The 16,873-nt window shown below is 61.9% G+C and carries 10 protein-coding genes, 6 pseudogenes and 1 other annotated feature; of the genes and pseudogenes, 7 read left to right on the top strand and 9 right to left on the bottom strand.

Going from position 1 to position 16,873, the window contains the following annotated elements; translation table 11 throughout:
• Positions 1 to 704 precede the first annotated feature (704 nt).
• Positions 705 to 917 carry a DNA cytosine methyltransferase gene (locus tag DA06_RS23115; protein ID WP_418606162.1) on the bottom strand — a complete coding sequence of 71 codons (213 nt, stop codon included), beginning with the start codon at positions 915 to 917 and terminating at the stop codon, positions 705 to 707.
• Positions 918 to 1,984: 1,067 nt separating this feature from the next.
• Here DA06_RS23115 and DA06_RS23110 point away from each other — a divergent pair.
• The 5 genes and pseudogenes from DA06_RS23110 (at position 1,985) to DA06_RS23090 (ending at position 6,663) form a co-directional block, all read left to right on the top strand.
• Positions 1,985 to 3,273: pseudogene (locus tag DA06_RS23110) on the top strand (tripartite tricarboxylate transporter permease).
• 142 nt (positions 3,274 to 3,415) lie between these two features.
• The gene (locus DA06_RS23105) at positions 3,416 to 4,021 is read left to right on the top strand and encodes a dihydrodipicolinate synthase family protein (RefSeq protein ID WP_052437056.1); all 606 of its coding nucleotides are present in this window, start codon (positions 3,416 to 3,418) and stop codon (positions 4,019 to 4,021) included.
• 107 nt (positions 4,022 to 4,128) lie between these two features.
• Positions 4,129 to 4,764 (top strand): annotated as a pseudogene (locus tag DA06_RS23100) (mannitol dehydrogenase family protein); the annotation flags it as partial.
• Between the two features lie 42 nt (positions 4,765 to 4,806).
• Positions 4,807 to 5,437 (top strand) — a sequence feature (16S ribosomal RNA rRNA prediction is too short).
• Between the two features lie 274 nt (positions 5,438 to 5,711).
• A complete protein-coding gene (locus tag DA06_RS23095; RefSeq protein WP_418606160.1) occupies positions 5,712 to 6,179 on the top strand; it encodes a hypothetical protein in 468 nt (155 codons plus the stop codon).
• 52 nt (positions 6,180 to 6,231) lie between these two features.
• The gene (locus DA06_RS23090; protein ID WP_052436323.1) at positions 6,232 to 6,663 is read left to right on the top strand and encodes a hypothetical protein; all 432 of its coding nucleotides are present in this window, start codon (positions 6,232 to 6,234) and stop codon (positions 6,661 to 6,663) included.
• 180 nt (positions 6,664 to 6,843) lie between these two features.
• Here DA06_RS23090 and DA06_RS23085 read toward each other — a convergent pair whose 3' ends face one another.
• From DA06_RS23085 to DA06_RS23070, 4 genes and pseudogenes are all read right to left on the bottom strand, one after another.
• Entirely contained in the window at positions 6,844 to 7,344 is a 501-nt protein-coding gene (locus DA06_RS23085; protein WP_418606158.1) for a hypothetical protein, read from the bottom strand.
• 514 nt (positions 7,345 to 7,858) lie between these two features.
• Positions 7,859 to 8,268, bottom strand: a pseudogene (locus tag DA06_RS23080) (GTP-binding protein); the annotation flags it as partial.
• 123 nt (positions 8,269 to 8,391) lie between these two features.
• A pseudogene (gene fusA, locus DA06_RS23075) lies at positions 8,392 to 8,709 on the bottom strand (elongation factor G); the annotation flags it as partial.
• A 414-nt stretch (positions 8,710 to 9,123) separates the two neighbouring features.
• The gene (locus tag DA06_RS23070) at positions 9,124 to 9,495 is read right to left on the bottom strand and encodes a hypothetical protein (protein ID WP_418606157.1); all 372 of its coding nucleotides are present in this window, start codon (positions 9,493 to 9,495) and stop codon (positions 9,124 to 9,126) included.
• Positions 9,496 to 9,510: 15 nt separating this feature from the next.
• Here DA06_RS23070 and DA06_RS23065 point away from each other — a divergent pair.
• Both DA06_RS23065 and DA06_RS23060 read left to right on the top strand, forming a co-directional pair.
• Positions 9,511 to 9,969: pseudogene (locus DA06_RS23065) on the top strand (molybdopterin dinucleotide binding domain-containing protein); the annotation flags it as partial.
• 55 nt (positions 9,970 to 10,024) lie between these two features.
• Positions 10,025 to 10,738: pseudogene (locus DA06_RS23060) on the top strand (4Fe-4S dicluster domain-containing protein); the annotation flags it as partial.
• Between the two features lie 838 nt (positions 10,739 to 11,576).
• Here DA06_RS23060 and DA06_RS23055 read toward each other — a convergent pair.
• The 4 genes from DA06_RS23055 to DA06_RS23040 all read right to left on the bottom strand — a co-directional run bounded on the left by DA06_RS23055 (position 11,577) and on the right by DA06_RS23040 (position 16,752).
• Positions 11,577 to 12,050, bottom strand: coding sequence for a hypothetical protein (locus DA06_RS23055; RefSeq protein ID WP_418606155.1), 474 nt, complete (start codon positions 12,048 to 12,050; stop codon positions 11,577 to 11,579).
• A gap of 1,897 nt (positions 12,051 to 13,947) precedes the next feature.
• Positions 13,948 to 14,535, bottom strand: coding sequence for a DUF416 family protein (locus DA06_RS23050; RefSeq protein ID WP_418606154.1), 588 nt, complete (start codon positions 14,533 to 14,535; stop codon positions 13,948 to 13,950).
• A gap of 904 nt (positions 14,536 to 15,439) precedes the next feature.
• On the bottom strand, positions 15,440 to 15,922 hold the full coding sequence (locus DA06_RS23045; RefSeq protein WP_418606153.1) for an RHS repeat-associated core domain-containing protein: 483 nt from the start codon (positions 15,920 to 15,922) through the stop codon (positions 15,440 to 15,442).
• Positions 15,889 to 16,752 (bottom strand): hypothetical protein, encoded by an 864-nt coding sequence (locus tag DA06_RS23040; RefSeq protein WP_418606151.1) that lies wholly within the window; start codon positions 16,750 to 16,752, stop codon positions 15,889 to 15,891. Before DA06_RS23040 ends, DA06_RS23045 begins: the two co-directional genes overlap by 34 nt.
• Positions 16,753 to 16,873: the final 121 nt, after the last annotated feature.

The following is a 16,873-nucleotide window of genomic DNA, read 5'->3' as shown; positions in this document are numbered from 1 at the left end:
CATCCGATCTCCCCGGCCCTCCGATCCGTATCAAACGACAGGTTCAGTATTTCACGAGCGGGACACTTCTGCGTCACTGCTTACGCTGACTCAGGGGAAACTGCTCAGCGATTTCAGCACCTCGCCACCGCCCTTTTGCAGAAGGCACTGACGTCACGGGTGCAGCAACAGCGGCCTCCCTGCTGATGGAACTACCATGCTGAGAAATTTCCTGCCGGGTATCCCGGAACAACGGAACTGCGGCACCGGTTCAGAACCTCCACTGGCATCACTTATTCCACGGTGCGAGACATTGTTGAGGCTAGCCGGTAATGTTCCCGCCACCAGGCGATGACGACTGAGGATGGGGTGTCCGGCTATCTTGCTCAGGAAGACGAAGGCAATCCCGGCAGCTGGGATCGTTCTTGCGGTATTGCTCGGCGGGTGCTCCTCCTCGGCTCCGTCGGAGCCCCCCGCAGGTGGCAAGGCCGATGCGCTGACCGATGTGGACGTGTCGGACGCGTCGGCGGAGCAGGCCGCGGAGATCAGTGACCGGATGGCGACGGCGGATGAGTACCGGGCGGCGTTCCAGCGGTACCGGGAGTGTTTGAGCGCGGCCGGTTTCGAGCTGACGGACCTGGATCCCACGGGCTCCGTGTACGAGTACGCAGTGCCCGATGCGGCGGTGGAGGACGGCGCCGACGCCGAGTGCTACGACGCGGAGTTCAGGTACGTGGACATGCTCTGGCAGACCGCCGAGCGATTAGGCGTGCGTGCTCTAGGTAAGTGCCGCGCCGCTTTCCAATCGGTATTTGCGCCTGTTGGCTCAAGCGGAGGGTCTCCATGCTGTCCGGAGCAATGTCAGTGGCCGTTACGACGTCCCATCCGGCTTGCTCCAAGCCGATATCTAGACCGCCGGCTCCGCTGAAGAGACTCACTACAGTGGGTCGACGCCTTCGCTGGGCCACGCGTCGCACTTCCTTTCCCTCACGCCGATCCTCGACACCAGTCGGGAGTCGCTCTGTCTCACGCCGCGCCTACGCGTCAGAGCGACCCCTTGATCCTGGGCCAAGACCGGCCGCGATTCCGTCAGGCGCGCCATAGGAGGATCGCACGAGACGGTGACATGCGGCGCGGCCCTGTGGATGTCCGCTCGGCCGGGGCATGCGTTTGTGTCTCTGGACGAGCCACGTGGTCCCCGTGGCTGTCTCTGGCTTGAGGTTTCCATGACGGTTGCGTCCAGGTCACAGCTGAGAGCGTTGGGAGCTGCTTGCGCGTCTTGTCAGTCGTTGTGGATAGCCTCCGACCATGAACGAGCGTGACGTAGAGCACATCGATTACTTTGTGACGCACCGAAGGCTGAGCGAGAGCACACGGAGGTTGTATCGCCACCACGTATCCGCGTTAGCTGCATGGTGTGGGTCTGAAGGTTTAAACTTAACTTCTGTCAGTTCCGCCTCGCTTGCTAGGTACATTCGTATCGAACGGCAGCGACTGGCCATCTCGACAGTCAGATCGCGATTCGACTGCCTGCGGTTATTTTCGCGTGGATGGTTGAGCAGGGGCCCGAGCCGACAATCCGGCGGCTAAGCTTGATGTAGAGATACCACAGAGGCCTATCCGTCAAGCACTGACTGCCGAACAAATCGGACTATTGTGGCGGGCGGCGCGGCGTCCGGGTGAACGGGTGATCGTCGGACTCCTAGGAATCTGCGCCCTGCGCCCAGAAGAGGTTTGCGGCGCTGAGGTGTCCCACCTCGGAGAACTTGACGGGCGCCGGATTCTGCACATCCCGACACGCGGACGTTCGCAGCCGTACACGGTTCTGCCTGACGAGGTGTACTCAGCGATTAAGGAGCATCTGGAAGGGCGAGACCGTGGCGCCCTGGTTGTCACTGGCAGCGGCGGGAAGGCGCATCGCAAGCACCTTTACGTCGTCGTGAGGCGACTGGGTGAACTTGCTGGCATTCCTTTTTCTGTGTCACCCCGGCTTCTTTCATATTCTATGCGTGCTGTTGCCGTGGAGAGAGGGTTCAGTTTTTCGAGCGTTATTCAGGCCGCCGGTGATGATGAGTTCAGGCGGCTTGCGGCATGGCTGAAGAGTGCTCCCAATTCTGCTCGGGAGCATGCTGCTCTGCGGATGGCTCGCCTGGTTGTAGGGACGGGCGATGAGGCGCTTGATTACTTGATGCATGCAGAAGTGGTTCTTCGGGAAACGGACTTGCCTCCTGCCGCTGCCGCAGGATTTGCTGGCGCGGCACTTGAGCGGCATCTCCGTCAACTAGTTTTGCAGTTGCGCGGTGACATTGAGGTCGACGGAAAAGCCGCCAAGCTTACTCGCTGGGCAGACCAGTTGAAGAAGGAGGGCGTCTTCACTGCGGCAGCGTCTTCGGCATCACACCAGCTGGTGATGATCCGCGAGTCCTCCGCGATGAGCGCTCTGCCCGAGATCTCCGGACGCCGCTGGATCTCCCGGCAGGACCTGCGCGACAGCACCACGACCATTGCGCGCGGATCTCTCATCGGCACCGCTATCGGTGCAATTCCCGGCACGGGCACCGACATCGGGGCGTTCCTGTCCTACTCGGAGGCGAAGCGGCGCCCGAAGGGCCGAATCCCGTTCGGCAGGGGAAACCCGCAGGCGTCGCGGCGTCGGAGTCCGCCAACAACGCCGTTGTGGGCGGTGCGATGATCCCCATGTTCACACTGGGCATCCCGGGGGAAGCAGGCACTGCCGTGCTGCTCGGCGGCCTGCTCATCCACGGGCTGACGCCAGGACCGCAACTCTTCACGGGCGAGCAGTCCTCACTCGTGTACACGATTTTCGCCAGCTTCATCGTCGCCAACGTGCTGATCCTCTTGGTAGGCACTGTTGCTGCGCGAATGTTCGCGTACGTGGTGAGAATCCCGACCTCCGTGATCGTTCCGATCATCCTGCTGCTGTGCCTGGTGGGCTCGTACGCCATCAACAACCGTATTGCGGACGTATTCGTGGCGGTCGTTTTCGGTGTGCTCGGCTACTTCATGGTGGTCCGTGAGTTCCCGGTCTCACCGCTGATCCTCGGCCTGATCCTCGGTCCCATGGCGGAGACCAACTTCCGGCGGGCGATGACGATCACCCACGGGGACTGGACGATCTTCTTCACCCGGCCGGCCTCGCTGATCTTCTGGGCACTGATCGTGCTGTCGCTCGTCTATGTCTGGCGATCGGAGCGCAAACAGCGTGACCAGATGGAGACGATCCTCGAAGAAGGCAGCGAGGACGCCGTCAAGGTCGCACGGACCGTGGACTGACGCACCCAACGACGCCGCCACCCTGAACACACCATCCAAGGAGTGATGCGATCAAGCCCGCAGCTCAGCGCTACGCCATCGCAACGGAAAAACTCAGAGAGACCGCTCCGCCCCGAGAGTCAAAACCGACGAGCTCTCACCAGTGAATGCGAAGGACACGATGTTCGACAAGAACCGCTACGGCAAGATCCTGGTCCCCGTCCTGACGCTCGGGAGTGACCAGGAACTCGACCTGGAGAAGTTGACGAGCCTCATCGACTACCTGATCGAGAACAACAAGGCCGACACACTCATCCTCTCCGGGACCACAGGGGAGTTCCACACTCAGACGTTCGACGAGCGCGTAGCCGTGTTCGAGGCCGGCGTCGAGGCCGCTGCCGGCCGCCTGCCGGTGGTGGCTGGTATTGGCTGCACGTCCACCAAGGAGACAATCGCCCTGGGCCGCAAGGCGGTTGACCTTGGCATCGAGACCCTCATGGTCGTCTCCCCGTACTACACCAAGCCGAGCCAGACAGAACTGCTCGCGCACTACGAGGCCGTGGCCGGCGAGCTCGGTAACGCCAACATCATGCTCTACAACATCCCGATCTTCACCGGCGCAACCTCTCCGGAGATCGTCGGACAGCTCGCCCAGATCGAGAACGTCGTCGCCATCAAGGACGAGGCCGAGCTCAACCCAAGCAGATCACCCAGTACCTCAATGTCACGCCGGAGGACTTCATCCTCTACAACGGCGACGACACCATGATCCTGGAGACCTACGCCCAGGCTGGTGAGCGCGTCGGCGGCGTCGTCTCGGGCGCGTCGCACCTGCTGGGCGACTTCATCCGCACGTGATCGAGACCTTCCAGGCCGGTGACGTCGCCCTTGGGAGCGGTTCCGCGCAGCGCCCTCGGCTTCCTGTTCGCGGGGCTGCGTGCCCGGCGCGACGCGGGACAGGTGCCGTTCACCGTCTTGTCGTGCGACAACATCCAGAGCAACGGCGCCCACGCGAAGAAGGCCCTGCTGTCCTTCGCTGAACGAGTGGATCCGACGCTCGCCCGGTGGATCGCGCAAGAAGTGAGTTTCCCCAACTCCATGGTCGACCGGATCACGCCGGTTACGACTGCGGAGATGCGTCAGCAGATCACTCGTGAGTTCGGGATAGAGGACCGCTGGCCCGTAGTCTCCGAAGCGTTCGAACAGTGGGTGCTCGAGGACACTTTCCCCGCGGGCCGCCCCGACTTCACTCGCGCGGGGGTTCAGCTCGTCGATGACGTCGAGCCCTACGAACTGATGAAGCTGCGCCTGCTCAACGCCTCTCACCAGGTCATGAGCTACCTCGGGCTCCTTGATGGAGCGACCTACGTGCACGAGGTCTGCCGTGACCCGCTCTTCGCTGAGTTCCTTCTCGGATACATGCACGAGGAGGCTAAGCCGACGCTCAGGCCTGTACCTGGAGTTGATCTCGACGAGTACTGCGCCGAACTGATGAGAAGATTCAGAAGCGAGGCGATCAAAGACACGCTGGTCCGGCAGGTCGTCGACGCCTCCGACCGTATCCCCAAGTTCCCTCCTGCCAGTCATCCGCGACCGGCTGAGCGCCATGCGGATTAATTCGATGCAACGCGAAGAACCTTACCAAGGCTTGACATACACCGGAACGTCCAGAGATGGGCGCCCCGCAAGGTCGGTGTACAGGTGGTGCATGGTTGTCGTCAGCTCGTGTCGTGAGATGTTGGGTTAGTCCCGCAACGAGCGCAACCCTTGTCCTGTGTTGCCAGCGGGTTATGCCGGGGACTCATGGGAGACTGCCGGGGTCAACTCGGAGGAAGGTGGGGATGACGTCAAATCATCATGCCCCTTATGTCTTGGGCTTCACGCATGCTACAATGGCCGGTACAAAGGGCGGCGATGCCGTAAGGTGGAGCGAATCCCAAAAAGCCGGTCTCAGTTCGGATTGGGGTCTGCAACTCGACCCCATGAAGTCGGAGTCGCTAGTAATCGCAGATCAGCAACGCTGCGGTGAATACGTTCTCGGGCCTTGTACACACCGCCCGTCACGTCACGAAAGTCGGTAACACCCGAAGCCGGTGGCCCAACCCTTGTGGGGGGAGCCGTCGAAGGTGGGACTGGCGATTGGGACGAAGTCGTAACAAGGTAGCCGTACCGGAAGGTGCGGCTGGATCACCTCCTTTCTAAGGAGCTCACTCACGCCCCCGCCGTCTTCGTACGGGTTGAGGGGGTGTGCAGGTGGCCGCGCCCGGGCCGAGGGTGTCCGGGGTGGTTCGCTCACGGGTGGAACGTCAAGAGCTTGTGCATGCTGTTGGGTCCTGAGGGAACAGGCCCCGCGGCCCCGTGACCGTCGTGCCCCTTTCGGGGGTGGGGCGGGGTTAGCCAGCGGTGTGCAGCAGTAGCTGACCAGGTTGCCCTCATGAGAAGCGAGCGAGTTGGTCTCAATGCTGCTCGTTTTCCGCAAGGATGGTCGTGTGCCAAATCTCTACTACAGTGAACGCGCGAATGGGCCCGTTGCCCGCGAACGAAGCCAACTCCCCACGGTGGCCGCCCAGGGACTGCTACAGCTCGTCTCCATCAAACTCTCGGCGAACTGGTTCGCTCGCACGTTCCCGGAGCAGTGCTACGACGGTAACGGGATCGTCGGCACGGATATCAAAGCGTTCACCGCTTACTTGCGCGTTATGGTGCCGGGTGCCCCATGGCCACTATCGGACCCAGACCAGCCTGTCTCAGATGAGGTCATTTTTGACTTACTCGAGTTCGCGCACGAACGATTGGCTGAGCCTCAGGAAGATTCGTGGCACGAGTTCTTTCGCCATCATGAGCTGACTTTCAACCAGGAAAGGGGGACGACGTACGTTCCGCTTCGAGGTCAACCAGATGCTGCGCCGAAGCGGAGTGATGTATGAGTTGGGAGAAGATGGGCAGGTTCGAAGGCTCGGGTCCTCAGTCGTGCGACGCGTGATGACCTCGCTGGCGCCGGCAACAGGTGACGATGCACTTGACGAGTTGCTCGCCGAAGCAATGGAAAAGTTTTCTTCACATCACGCGAATGATCGCAAGATCGGCATCGAGCGGCTCTGGGACGGGTTCGAAAGACTGAAGACCCTGGACAATCGGACGAACAAGAAGGCGAGTGTTGCGGCCCTCTTGGACAACATCACCGACCCGGCTTGGCGCGCGGTCGTCGAAGCTGAAATGGTCGCCCTGACAGACCTCGGAAATCAGTTCAACATCCGCCACTTCGAGACTCGCGTAGCGACCTTGCCGCCGGGCACCGACGACTACCTGTTCGGACGCATGGGGAACATGCTGCTGCACCTGCTACTGGTCAGCGGCCGGTTGGAAGGCCCGCAAGACCCATCAAGCATCGAGCATCCGTACTCGCGGTAGGCCGCGCGGCACGCGCGCAGCCGCACCGGTACATGCGGCGGGCTGCTCGGCGACGCGCTCGCGGCGCAACAGGGCAGCACGCTGTCGCCGACGGCACGGCAGCACGCTGTCACTGACGACGCGCGCGAAGGCCCTGATCGCGCCGCTGCAACGGGTGCTCCAGCAGGCCGCGCGGTCCTTTCACACTCCCGCGCGGACCGCCATCTCTTGGCCGCCGTAACCGAACAGGTTCACGCTAAGAACATCGACCTCACGTCGAGGGTCACCGAAGAACGCAGAGAGGCGATGGGCCACCAGAGGAAACGGCTTCTCCCGCTGACTGCCGTCCGCGCGCCAATTTGCCATCGGGACCACAAGAAAAAGATGTTGCACGAATGGCGCTATGTGCGCTTTCCAGAAATCTTTGAGATCATGGTTGTTGGTTGTCGTACCTCCCCGCTCGACCTCGCCGATAATCCCTCGACCGGGGCGAAGCTGGTAGTAGAAATCTGGACGAGCACGGGTGACCAACCCGTCAGAAGGATCGATCACCACCTCCTCGGAGAAACCAAGCTCGTCCCTCAGCAGCCGCGAAACGATCGCCTGCACCGCGGCACTACCCGCACCGTGGATGTGGACTGCGTTGAGTTCTGCTGCGCTCGATGCCAGATACGACTGTAGCTGGGATGCGATCCCATCCACTACGACAAGCTCCTCCTTTTCCGCACCACTTAAGCCGGACCTAGTGAACGTTCGCCGCGCGTACATGTTCGCAGCTTCGCATCCGGGACACGTTGCAGCTAGTCGCTAACTCGGAGCCATGCCGGCACACCGCATCATCCGGGGCGGCCCCCAACGACACGGCAGGAAGCCCCTTCACCGCGCCAAGCGTTGGGCCAGACCTGCCATTCGGTCCAATCGTTCACATATCAGCAGCAACTGCAAAAAGGCCACGCCTGTAGAGAAGCGCGAAAACTCATGAGCGGCGTAACGTCACATGACAGGCCAGGCCCCTAGCTTTTGCAGAAGTGTCTTCAGAGCCACCACATGTATAACCGCTTCTCCTGCTGCGTCAAGAGTGGCAATATGCGTGACTCCAGCATAGGCGTCGTCACCCTCAGCCACCTCGGAAACATGCATGGTAAGGCCACCCTGCGTCCTGCTGGTCGTCGCAGCCGTCCAGCACACGAGCCATCGGATTTCTGACCACTGCTTTCAGCGCGACCAGCAGGGTAGGGAACGCCGACTGGCGGGCGAGCAGCACGTGCTCGCGGGTCTGGGCCATCGGACCGTCGGTCGCCGCGACCACGAGGATCGCGCCGTCCATCTGGGCCGCACCGGTGATCATGTTCTTGATGTAGTCGGCGTGACCCGGGCGTCGACGTGCGCGTAGTGGCGCTTCTCGGTCTGGTACTCGACGTGCGAGACGTTGATCGTGATACCGCGCTGACGCTCCTCGGGAGCGTTGTCGACCTGGTCGAACGGGGTGAACGTGTTCAGGTCCGGGTACTTGTCCGCCAGCACCTTCGAGATCGCGGCGGTCAGCGTCGTCTTGCCGTGGTCGACGTGACCGATGGTGCCGATGTTGACGTGCGGCTTGGTCCGCTCGAACTTGGCCTTCGCCACTGGGGTCCTCCTGGGACTTGGGTAGTTGTCTCTCAGCTCTGGCAGGCGCTTGGCGGCCCCTGCCGGGGCGGATGGGATCCTACGGGTCGGTTATGGGTTACTTGCTGGGTCGACCTGTGGGACTCACTCGCCCCGGGTCTTCTTGATGATCTCCTCGGCGACGTTCCGAGGAACCTCCGCGTAGCTGTCGAACTGCATCGAGTACACCGCGCGACCCTGGGTCTTGGACCGGAGGTCGCCGACGTACCCGAACATCTCGGACAGCGGCACGAGAGCGCGGACGACCTTGACGCCGCTCGCGTCTTCCATCGACTGGATCATGCCACGGCGGGAGTTGAGGTCGCCAATGACGTCACCCATGTACTCCTCGGGCGTACGCACCTCGACGTCCATCATGGGCTCGAGCAGGGCCGGGTCGGCCTTCCTCACGCCCTCCTTGAGCGGACAAGGGAGACTTCTGACCACCGGGACTCTCATCTGAAGCGCACAAGGCCCTCGGCGCCGGCGCGCCGAGGGCCTGCGTCGTCGACCGCACTCCCCCGCCCGGTGATTCCGGGTGGGTCGTCGCCGGCCTGAGGCTCCTTGCCTCGGTGCACCGCCCCACGAGAGCGGACCTGTGAGACGCCACCGTAAGTGGCTCGGTGACACTCATCGCGACCGTTCTGATTCCGCCGCTCCGATGTGTGAGGCCTGCGCCTGATGTAAGCGAAAAGTGTCAACGTAGTTGGCACCGTTTCCCACGCTGCATGTTGGGGCGCGCCCCCTCAGGATCCCTGGAGGCCGACAGCCGTCGCTGCTACGCAAGCTCCCCTCGCGCCTGTCCCTCCGGCCAGAGGGAGTAAATACAACCGCTGATCACAGAGTTGCGTCGCGGTCGAAGAAAAAGACCTCTTCGGGCGAGCTGACCTGGCGGTGTGCCTGCTGCAGCACACGAAGTGCATGTCTGACGAACCGGGGCACTCGGTCAATGAAGGTCGCCACCGACAACGGAACTTCGATCTCCACGGATTTTGGAAGCCAGTTCCACCGGTAGCCGCTCGCCGTGACCATCAGTTTGACGTTGGAGACGGGACGGATGTTCTCGAGCTCTTCAGGTGTCACGGCATCACCGCGGTAGCGCACCTCAAGAACAGCGTGGTCGTCTCGCGGCCAAAGTGAGTCAGACTCGTCGACCATCTCGATTGGGAGCGCTCGGTCGCCGTGGACGAAACCTGAGGACTGGTTCACGCGTAGGATCGGGGTGAGACGGAGGTCGCGGTGCGCTACCTGACCCCGCACTCGAAGTGGTCCATCCACTCCGAGTACCAGGACAACCTCTTCATGCTCTCGCTCTCCCGCGGCGGCCGAACGTGTGGATGTCCCCCGGCCGACGCGCTGAAGATCGGCGTGAAGGACAACGAGTGGATCGAGGCGTACAACCGCAACGGCGTCGTCGCCCGGGCGATCGTCTCCCACCGGATGCCCGAGGGAACGGTGTACATGTACCACGCGACCGACCGGGTGATCGACGTGCCGCGGACGGAGACGTCGGGACTGCGCGGCGGCATCCACAACTCCCTGACCCGGGTGCTGCTCAAGCCCAGCCACCTCATCGGCGGGTACGCGCAGCTGTCCTACGGGTTCAACTACATCGGCCCGACGGGCAACCAGCGCGACGAGGTCACGGTCATCCGCCGCCGGAGCCAGGAGGTGCAGTACTGATGGACGGAACGGCGAACTCCGCAGCGAGGGGCGAGCGAAGGGGGAGCGTGACTCTATGAAGGTCATGGCGCAGATGTCGATGGTGATGAACCTCGACAAGTGCATCGGCTGCCACACCTGCTCGGTGACGTGCAAGCAGGCGTGGACGAACCGCACCGGCATGGAGTACGTCTGGTTCAACAACGTCGAGACCCGCCCCGGCCTCGGCTACCCGCGCACGTACGAGGACCAGGACACCTGGGAGGGCGGCTGGGTCCGCAACCGGCGGGGCAAGCTCAAGCTCCGTGCGGGCGGCCGGCTGAAGAAGCTCGCCACGATCTTCTCCAACCCCAAGCTGCCGACGATCCACGACTACTACGAGCCGTGGACGTACGAGTACGACATGCTTCTCTCGGCACCCGCCGACTCCCGGCACACCCCGGTGGCGCGGCCCAAGTCGCTGCTCACCGGCGAGGACCACAAGATCGAGTGGTCGGCGAACTGGGACGACGACCTCGGCGGCTCGCAGGAGATCGCCGTGGAGGACCCGGTCCTCAAGCACATGAGCGAGCACGTGGCCATGGAGTTCGAGAAGACCTTCATGTTCTACCTGCCGCGAATCTGCGAGCACTGCCTCAACCCGTCGTGCGTGGCCTCCTGCCCCTCCGGCGCGATGTACAAGCGCGCCGAGGACGGCATCGTGCTCGTGGACCAGGAGCAGTGCCGCGGCTGGCGCATGTGCGTGACGGGCTGCCCGTACAAGAAGGTCTACTTCAACCACAAGACCGGAATGTTGCTCTTGGCTATTGGCCGCGTGCAATTAGACGGCCACGCACACTTTGCTCCGGGCGAGTTGAGGGACTTGCTCGGCAAGGCCAAGCTTGAGGATGGCGGAGAAGTCTCGCCGTGCTCTGGAAGCACCGTTAACCGCGCAATTGATGCACTCGTGGATGCTGACGTTTTCCACCCGTCATCGTGGCTCCGTTGTCTGAAGTTTCAGATGAGCATCGTGGACTACGCCAAGCGTCACGGTGACATGACGACTTGCCCCAAGATACCTCCCGGCAACCGGCAGAACCTGCGTCACGCCCGCCCTACTCCACCGTGAACCTTTTCGGATCTGATCGAGCACAGAAAAGCTTTCGTTCACATTTTGGTCGAGTCGCTCGATCTTCTGGACCAGATTTGAGGGTTGTTGTCGCGAGATAGCAACGAAAGGCGGACGCTGCTCTCCTCTCATTTCATGCGGTGGCAGGGAGAAACAAAGGGGATAGTGAGTCCTCTGATCCAACGACGGAAGGCAATGGAAAGGGTTGGGGGTTAAATCCTCCCGCCTCCCTGGAGGTTGAAAGGTGTCGGACCCTCAAACCTTTCTGCCAAAGATGAAGGATGAGAAACAAAAGGGTAGGTGTTAGCTCTATCTCTCTATCTCTCTATCTCTCTACCTCGTAACTCTCTACCTCGTAACTCTCTACCTCGTAACTCTCTACCTCGTAACTCTCTACCTCGTAACTCTCTACCTCTCTATCTCTACAAGTGGCCCTACGGGGCTCCTGAAACCTCTGAGACTTCTTCTCAGAACCAACAACCGATACGCGCCCGTCGCGGCCGAATCGCCCCCTCTTCAACTAGGAGCTGAACCAGAAGTGACAAATGCAGAGAAGACCCAGCTTGTAGGTGATAACTGAATGGTAGTGGCGGGCGGTGTCGAGAAGGAGTGACCGCGCGGCGTCTGCCCATGAAGCCCGGGCCGACTCGTTGCCGACGTCCGCGACACTCCTCCAGCGCCCAGTTTCCGGAAGATCATCCAGTTCCGCGGTGACTTCAGGGCTGGTGACGTCGAAACCGAGGTCGCGGAGCACCCGGGCAGCGCCGCACTTGCCTCCCGAGAAGCCGTCCGCAGACAACGGCAGTCCGGTGGCACGCTGATAGGCCACCCCGAGAATCGCCTTCGAGTCATAACTGCGACCGTCCGACCACAGCACGTACTCACGGGCGCGGCCGAACCCATGCCGCTCGAGAAAGTCGTCGGCGCCCATGCGGTCGTACTCAGCCATTGCCGCCAGCACGTGATCTCGGGTCACGTTGTGGAAATCCACCATGAATGATCCCTACGCTGACCGAATCGTTGCAGCGGTTGCCGTTCCACGACCTCGCCCGCCCCCTGGCTATTGTCCCGCCCACGCCGACTCGGACTCACGACCCGCTTGGCTCGTGTTGGATGGGCAACGCACCCTGACAAGTGGAGATACCTCAGATGAGCGGTGAACTAGCCGTCGCGTTGATCGCCGGGTTCGCGGCCGTAATCGCGGCGGCATGGTCGGCGCAACAGCAACATAGCCTGGCTCGCCTCCAGGCGCGGTTGAAGCAGTCGGAGCAGGTCGAACTTCGCCATCAGGAGGCGAAGGAGCAACTAAACCTTCACCGTGAGCCCGTAATGCTTGCCGCGGCGGAGCTCGGCGAACGGCTCGACAACATCCTCCACGGTCGTTTCTGTCCTATCTCGGGACGGAGCGCCACCGTGACTTGGCCATTCTCACTACGCTTTACCGTCTCGCGAAGTACTTCGCCAAGCTCGAGATCCTCTATGCAGACACCAACTGGATGAAGTTCTCCAACGACAACGACACCAAGGACGTGGCACGCGCGCTCAAGCGGATCGGTAGGACCTTCGCTACCGACAGACTCGACCGTGGAAACGGCGACGGCCCCCGCTTCATGCTCTGGCGGGAGGAGCAACGTGCGATCGGTGAGCTGATGCGTTCCATGGATGCGGGGGGACAACCGGCTGCGACTCTCGCTTCGCCGACTTCGCCTCGGTCTACGAGAGCCGGTTCGCGAGGTGGCTCGAACCTTTCGGCGAGGACCTCAAGTCGGCCGACGCCGCCTCGAGCGAAAGGCTGCGCGAGTTGCAGGCTGCACTGGCAAGCCTGGTGATCAAACTCGACCACAGGGGCATCTACCGGTCATCGCACCAGAACGAGGCGGGCACGGAACCGAAATGGCTCACGCGATCCTGGGCGAAACAGCGCTGAACGCCATACCGGAGCATCGCCAGCTTCCACCCAGACGCCACTCCAGAAGTCAGGTGGCCTCTCCGATAAACCGTCTCAGAGGGGTTACTGAAGGTCCGGTGGGCCGAGGGCCTCGACCGGACGGTCGCGTGGTTCCGGGAGACGCTCAGCGCGACAGCGTGAGTCGGTTGCCCAACGAGACGGGCTGCGCCTACGAACGGCGTGAAAGCGGTCGACGCTACCTACTACGTGGTCTTTCGTCGGACAGATCCGCTCGCAGTCATCCGCGTTCGGGTCGGAGAATCAGACTGGAACGAACCTGAGCGACAAGAAGGCGGATGGTTCGCTTCTTTACATTTCTCCGACGATCCCGATGCGGAACCTGCAATCGAGCAGAGGGCGCCCAGTGGCTGGGATCACGTCATGTTAATAGTGTCTTGCAGGACCCATTACTTGAGGCAGGCCCGCTATGGAGTGCCGACAGCACGCCGGCACCTAACAGGGCGGTTATGGACGCTCCTTGCGACGCGAGCGTCCATAACCGTTCGTGCTTGATACTCGGCCGGGAAGTGGGTTGTCGCTAGCTCAGCAGGAGTTGTCCAGTGAGACCGACAAGTCCTATCAGAGTGGCCACGATGACCATCGGAGCCCACCACCGCAGGAACCGCCGGCGCTTCTCCGGCTGGGACGTAAGCGTCTCCAGCCTGATCAGCACCACGAAAGAGAACACCACGATGACGGCCAAGCCGGCGAGCGAGGCGGCACCGAGAGCGGTCTGCACAATCGAACCCTAGAACCGAGCGTCGCCGAGGTGTGGCAATTTCCGCCACACTGGCGCCGGACCGTGCGTATCGTCCGTACGGGTGAGAACACGGGCAGAGCGTGCGGACCCGCGGATGCGATCAACAACGGACGCGTTCTCCATCGCCCTCGTGACGACTTCCGCGCGGGAGAACAGCGCCCGTACTGTCGTACTGTGCGCTGCTCAGGGCAACCGCTTAGACCACGCATCGCCGAACCGTTGAGCACTGGCCCGAAGCTGCTGCCAATCGAGTCCGGATTCGACAGCGCGGAGATCAAGGGCGATGCTCTCGAGGGCCTCCTGAACCACTGGATGCTCACGCAAGGCGGTTTCCGCCTCTCCGCTATTGAGCTCAATATCTTGTTGCAACTGCTGAGACGCGTAATCTGCCGCCTCGTATAGTTGCAGGGCGGCCCATGTCGCTTCTTGCGGGTCGCCGGTTAGCCAGGTGGATGCCGCATAACCGATGCTGGAAATTGCATTCTGCGCATATCCAGCTTCGCGCGTCCAGCCGACATCATCCTCGTCGGGCATAACTTCGTCGGCGAGTGCGGGAACGCTGGCAAGATCAGCATGCTCTCCGGCAACTGCAAGCCATGTCGCTTCAAGCGCAGAGGCCAATTTATCCAGTTCGCCGTGCGCTGACTTCTCTGCGCACCGCTCCAGAAGCGGCCACAGTCGTTGGGCGCAGGCGACTGCAAATGCCGTCTTTTCCGCACGGCCGAGCAAGCTAAGCCGGCTGCAAATCTTGTCCCCATCGTAGGCAAGCACGCTGAACCCTAATCCTCGAACCACCAGGCAGTTGGGCTGGTTATCGTAGCGCCGGAGCGCTCAAGGAAGTCACGACAAGAGTCACAGATTGGGCGCGAAGTCACAGATTGGGCGCGAAGCCACAATACCTTGCGGGTTCAGACTAGCGTTGCGGGCTTGGTTCACGGCGGTAACCTCCGCGTGCAAGTCGGGGTCCTTGGCCAGCATGTCGCCACTGCTAGCAACGTCGCGCTGCAAGGCCGGGGCCGCTGGGAGGTTTCGCAGAGACAGGGCTACCCGACACAGACCCCGGATCTGAGCGCACCGGACCACGCGGACCTTCCGCACGTGCGGAGGGAAGGCGAACCGGGTTCGCTGATCCTCCGTGCGCAACGGTTCCAGTTCCGGCCCTTCGCGCAATTGCGGGTACTCCGACTTGTCGACTGGCGTTCACCGCTGCAGTTGCGGCTCTGTACGCGTACTTAGCCCCGATGGCAGCGGAGCCAACGACTGGAATTGCCGCGGCCATCGAGAACGACGCGTTTAGGTAGTCGCTTCGGCCGGGTACCAGAACCTTGACTACGTCGGCAGCTTCGCCCACCACGGGCACCATGCAGACGATGTCAAGTACTCCGTGCCCGCCTCCCACCGCGTTCCATGCGCGTACGGCACCGTCGGCAACTCCTCGAGCGACGTTGGCTGCTTCTCGGAATGTGCTTTGGATGGCCCCGGTGACGAGCTGTCCTGCGGGAGAGGACACGGCACGGGTGACAGCGGTGACGGCCGAATCGACATGCTCTCTGACGACGTTCCTGAGTTGGTGATCGCCGGGGTTGTCGGATGATGCTGCAGCTTTGTCGACTGCTGCGACGGCTTTGACGACGGTGTCTTCGGCCCATCTCAAGGCGCTTCCGAGGTCGATTCCTCAGTGGCCGTCGGGGTCGAAGACGTTGAGCGGGTCGGCGTTGGCGTAGGTGTACCGGTTAAGGGTTATCGGGTCGGAGAGGTTGCCGACGACGTTGTCGCGTGCCGTGAACCGGCCGGTGGTGAGGTCGTACTGGCGGAAGCCCATGTCCACGAGGCCGGAGGCGGGGTCGGTGTACATGGACTGGAAGCCAGCGGTGTCGAACCAGTGCCGTACTGCGTTGGTTGCCCGAAGGCCGAGTCCACGGTGGAGGACTTGAGCTGGCCCGTCGATTCGCCCAGCCTGCGCTCCGGTGCCAGCGTGGTTGGTCGGTGATTTCGCTGACCGCTCAGCGTCGAGGCGAACGGGCGTCTCGAGCGGGTGCGCCTCGGGAACCTCTGACTTCGCGACTGCACCGACCGTTACTGCGAGGTTAGACCTGATAACGACTTCATCGGCAAGGTAGGGAATCACCGGCAGATGAGGCACCACAGCAAGACGCATGGTGGCGTTGCCGTTGTTACCGGGGCAATCTCGCCCCGTACCAGATCGCCAGCGGCATATGACTGCCGATGCAGGATGTACCTACTTCCTTCCCGCCCACTTGTCAGGGCGTCCCACCAGGCGCCCAAGACGTGGAAGCCAGTAACTCCCACGACACCACGGACGAGACTCGGCGACTGAACATCGAAGGAGGCAACACCCGGGGCCACGGCTAGGTAGAGCGTCGGGTATTCGATGGCGTCCGGGTCAGGTTTCTCGGTGACTACCCGAGCGGCCTTGCCGACGGCTGACTCGATGGCAGCGACACCTACAGCGAGCAAGTCCTGGCCGGCGGCACGCTTCTGAGCCCGCCGTAGATCGGCCTCAGCATCGGAGACCTCACGGGCCGCGGCATCTCTGCGGATAGACGCAACCTCGACGCTGCCGCGAGCGTTGGCCAGTCTTGCATGGTCAGCGGAGCCCGAGGCCACTTTTCCGATGGTCTCGCTTAGTGACGCTTCAGCGTTTGTGAGGTTTTGCTCAGCGAGGGTGAGGGCTTCTCGTGCCTGGGCTAGACGGTCGGACGACTTAACCGTAGAGGTGGAGGTCTTCTGGGTCTTCTCTGCATTTGTCACTTCTGGTTCAGCTCCTAGTTGAAGAGGGGGCGATTCGGCCGCGACGGGCGCGTATCGGTTGTTGGTTCTGAGAAGAAGTCTCAGAGGTTTCAGGAGCCCCGTAGGGCCACTTGTAGAGATAGAGAGGTAGAGAGTTACGAGGTAGAGAGTTACGAGGTAGAGAGTTACGAGGTAGTGACCTTCCTCGCATATGGATTCAATTTTTTTTTGATTCATTTTTCGAGCTTGAGTCGCGAACCGACGCTGAACACTTTCGTGTCCGGATCGAGAACTCGCGTCGATGGGTGGAGGACCCGACAATAACGCAGTTCCCCTCCGCTCGGCTGGACTTGCTATC

Origin of the sequence: Georgenia sp. SUBG003 (assembly GCF_000715355.2) — a bacterium.
GTDB lineage: Bacteria > Actinomycetota > Actinomycetes > Actinomycetales > Actinomycetaceae > Georgenia.
The sequence above is the reverse complement of the archived record's forward strand: the minus strand, read 5'-3'. Positions and strand labels throughout refer to the sequence as shown.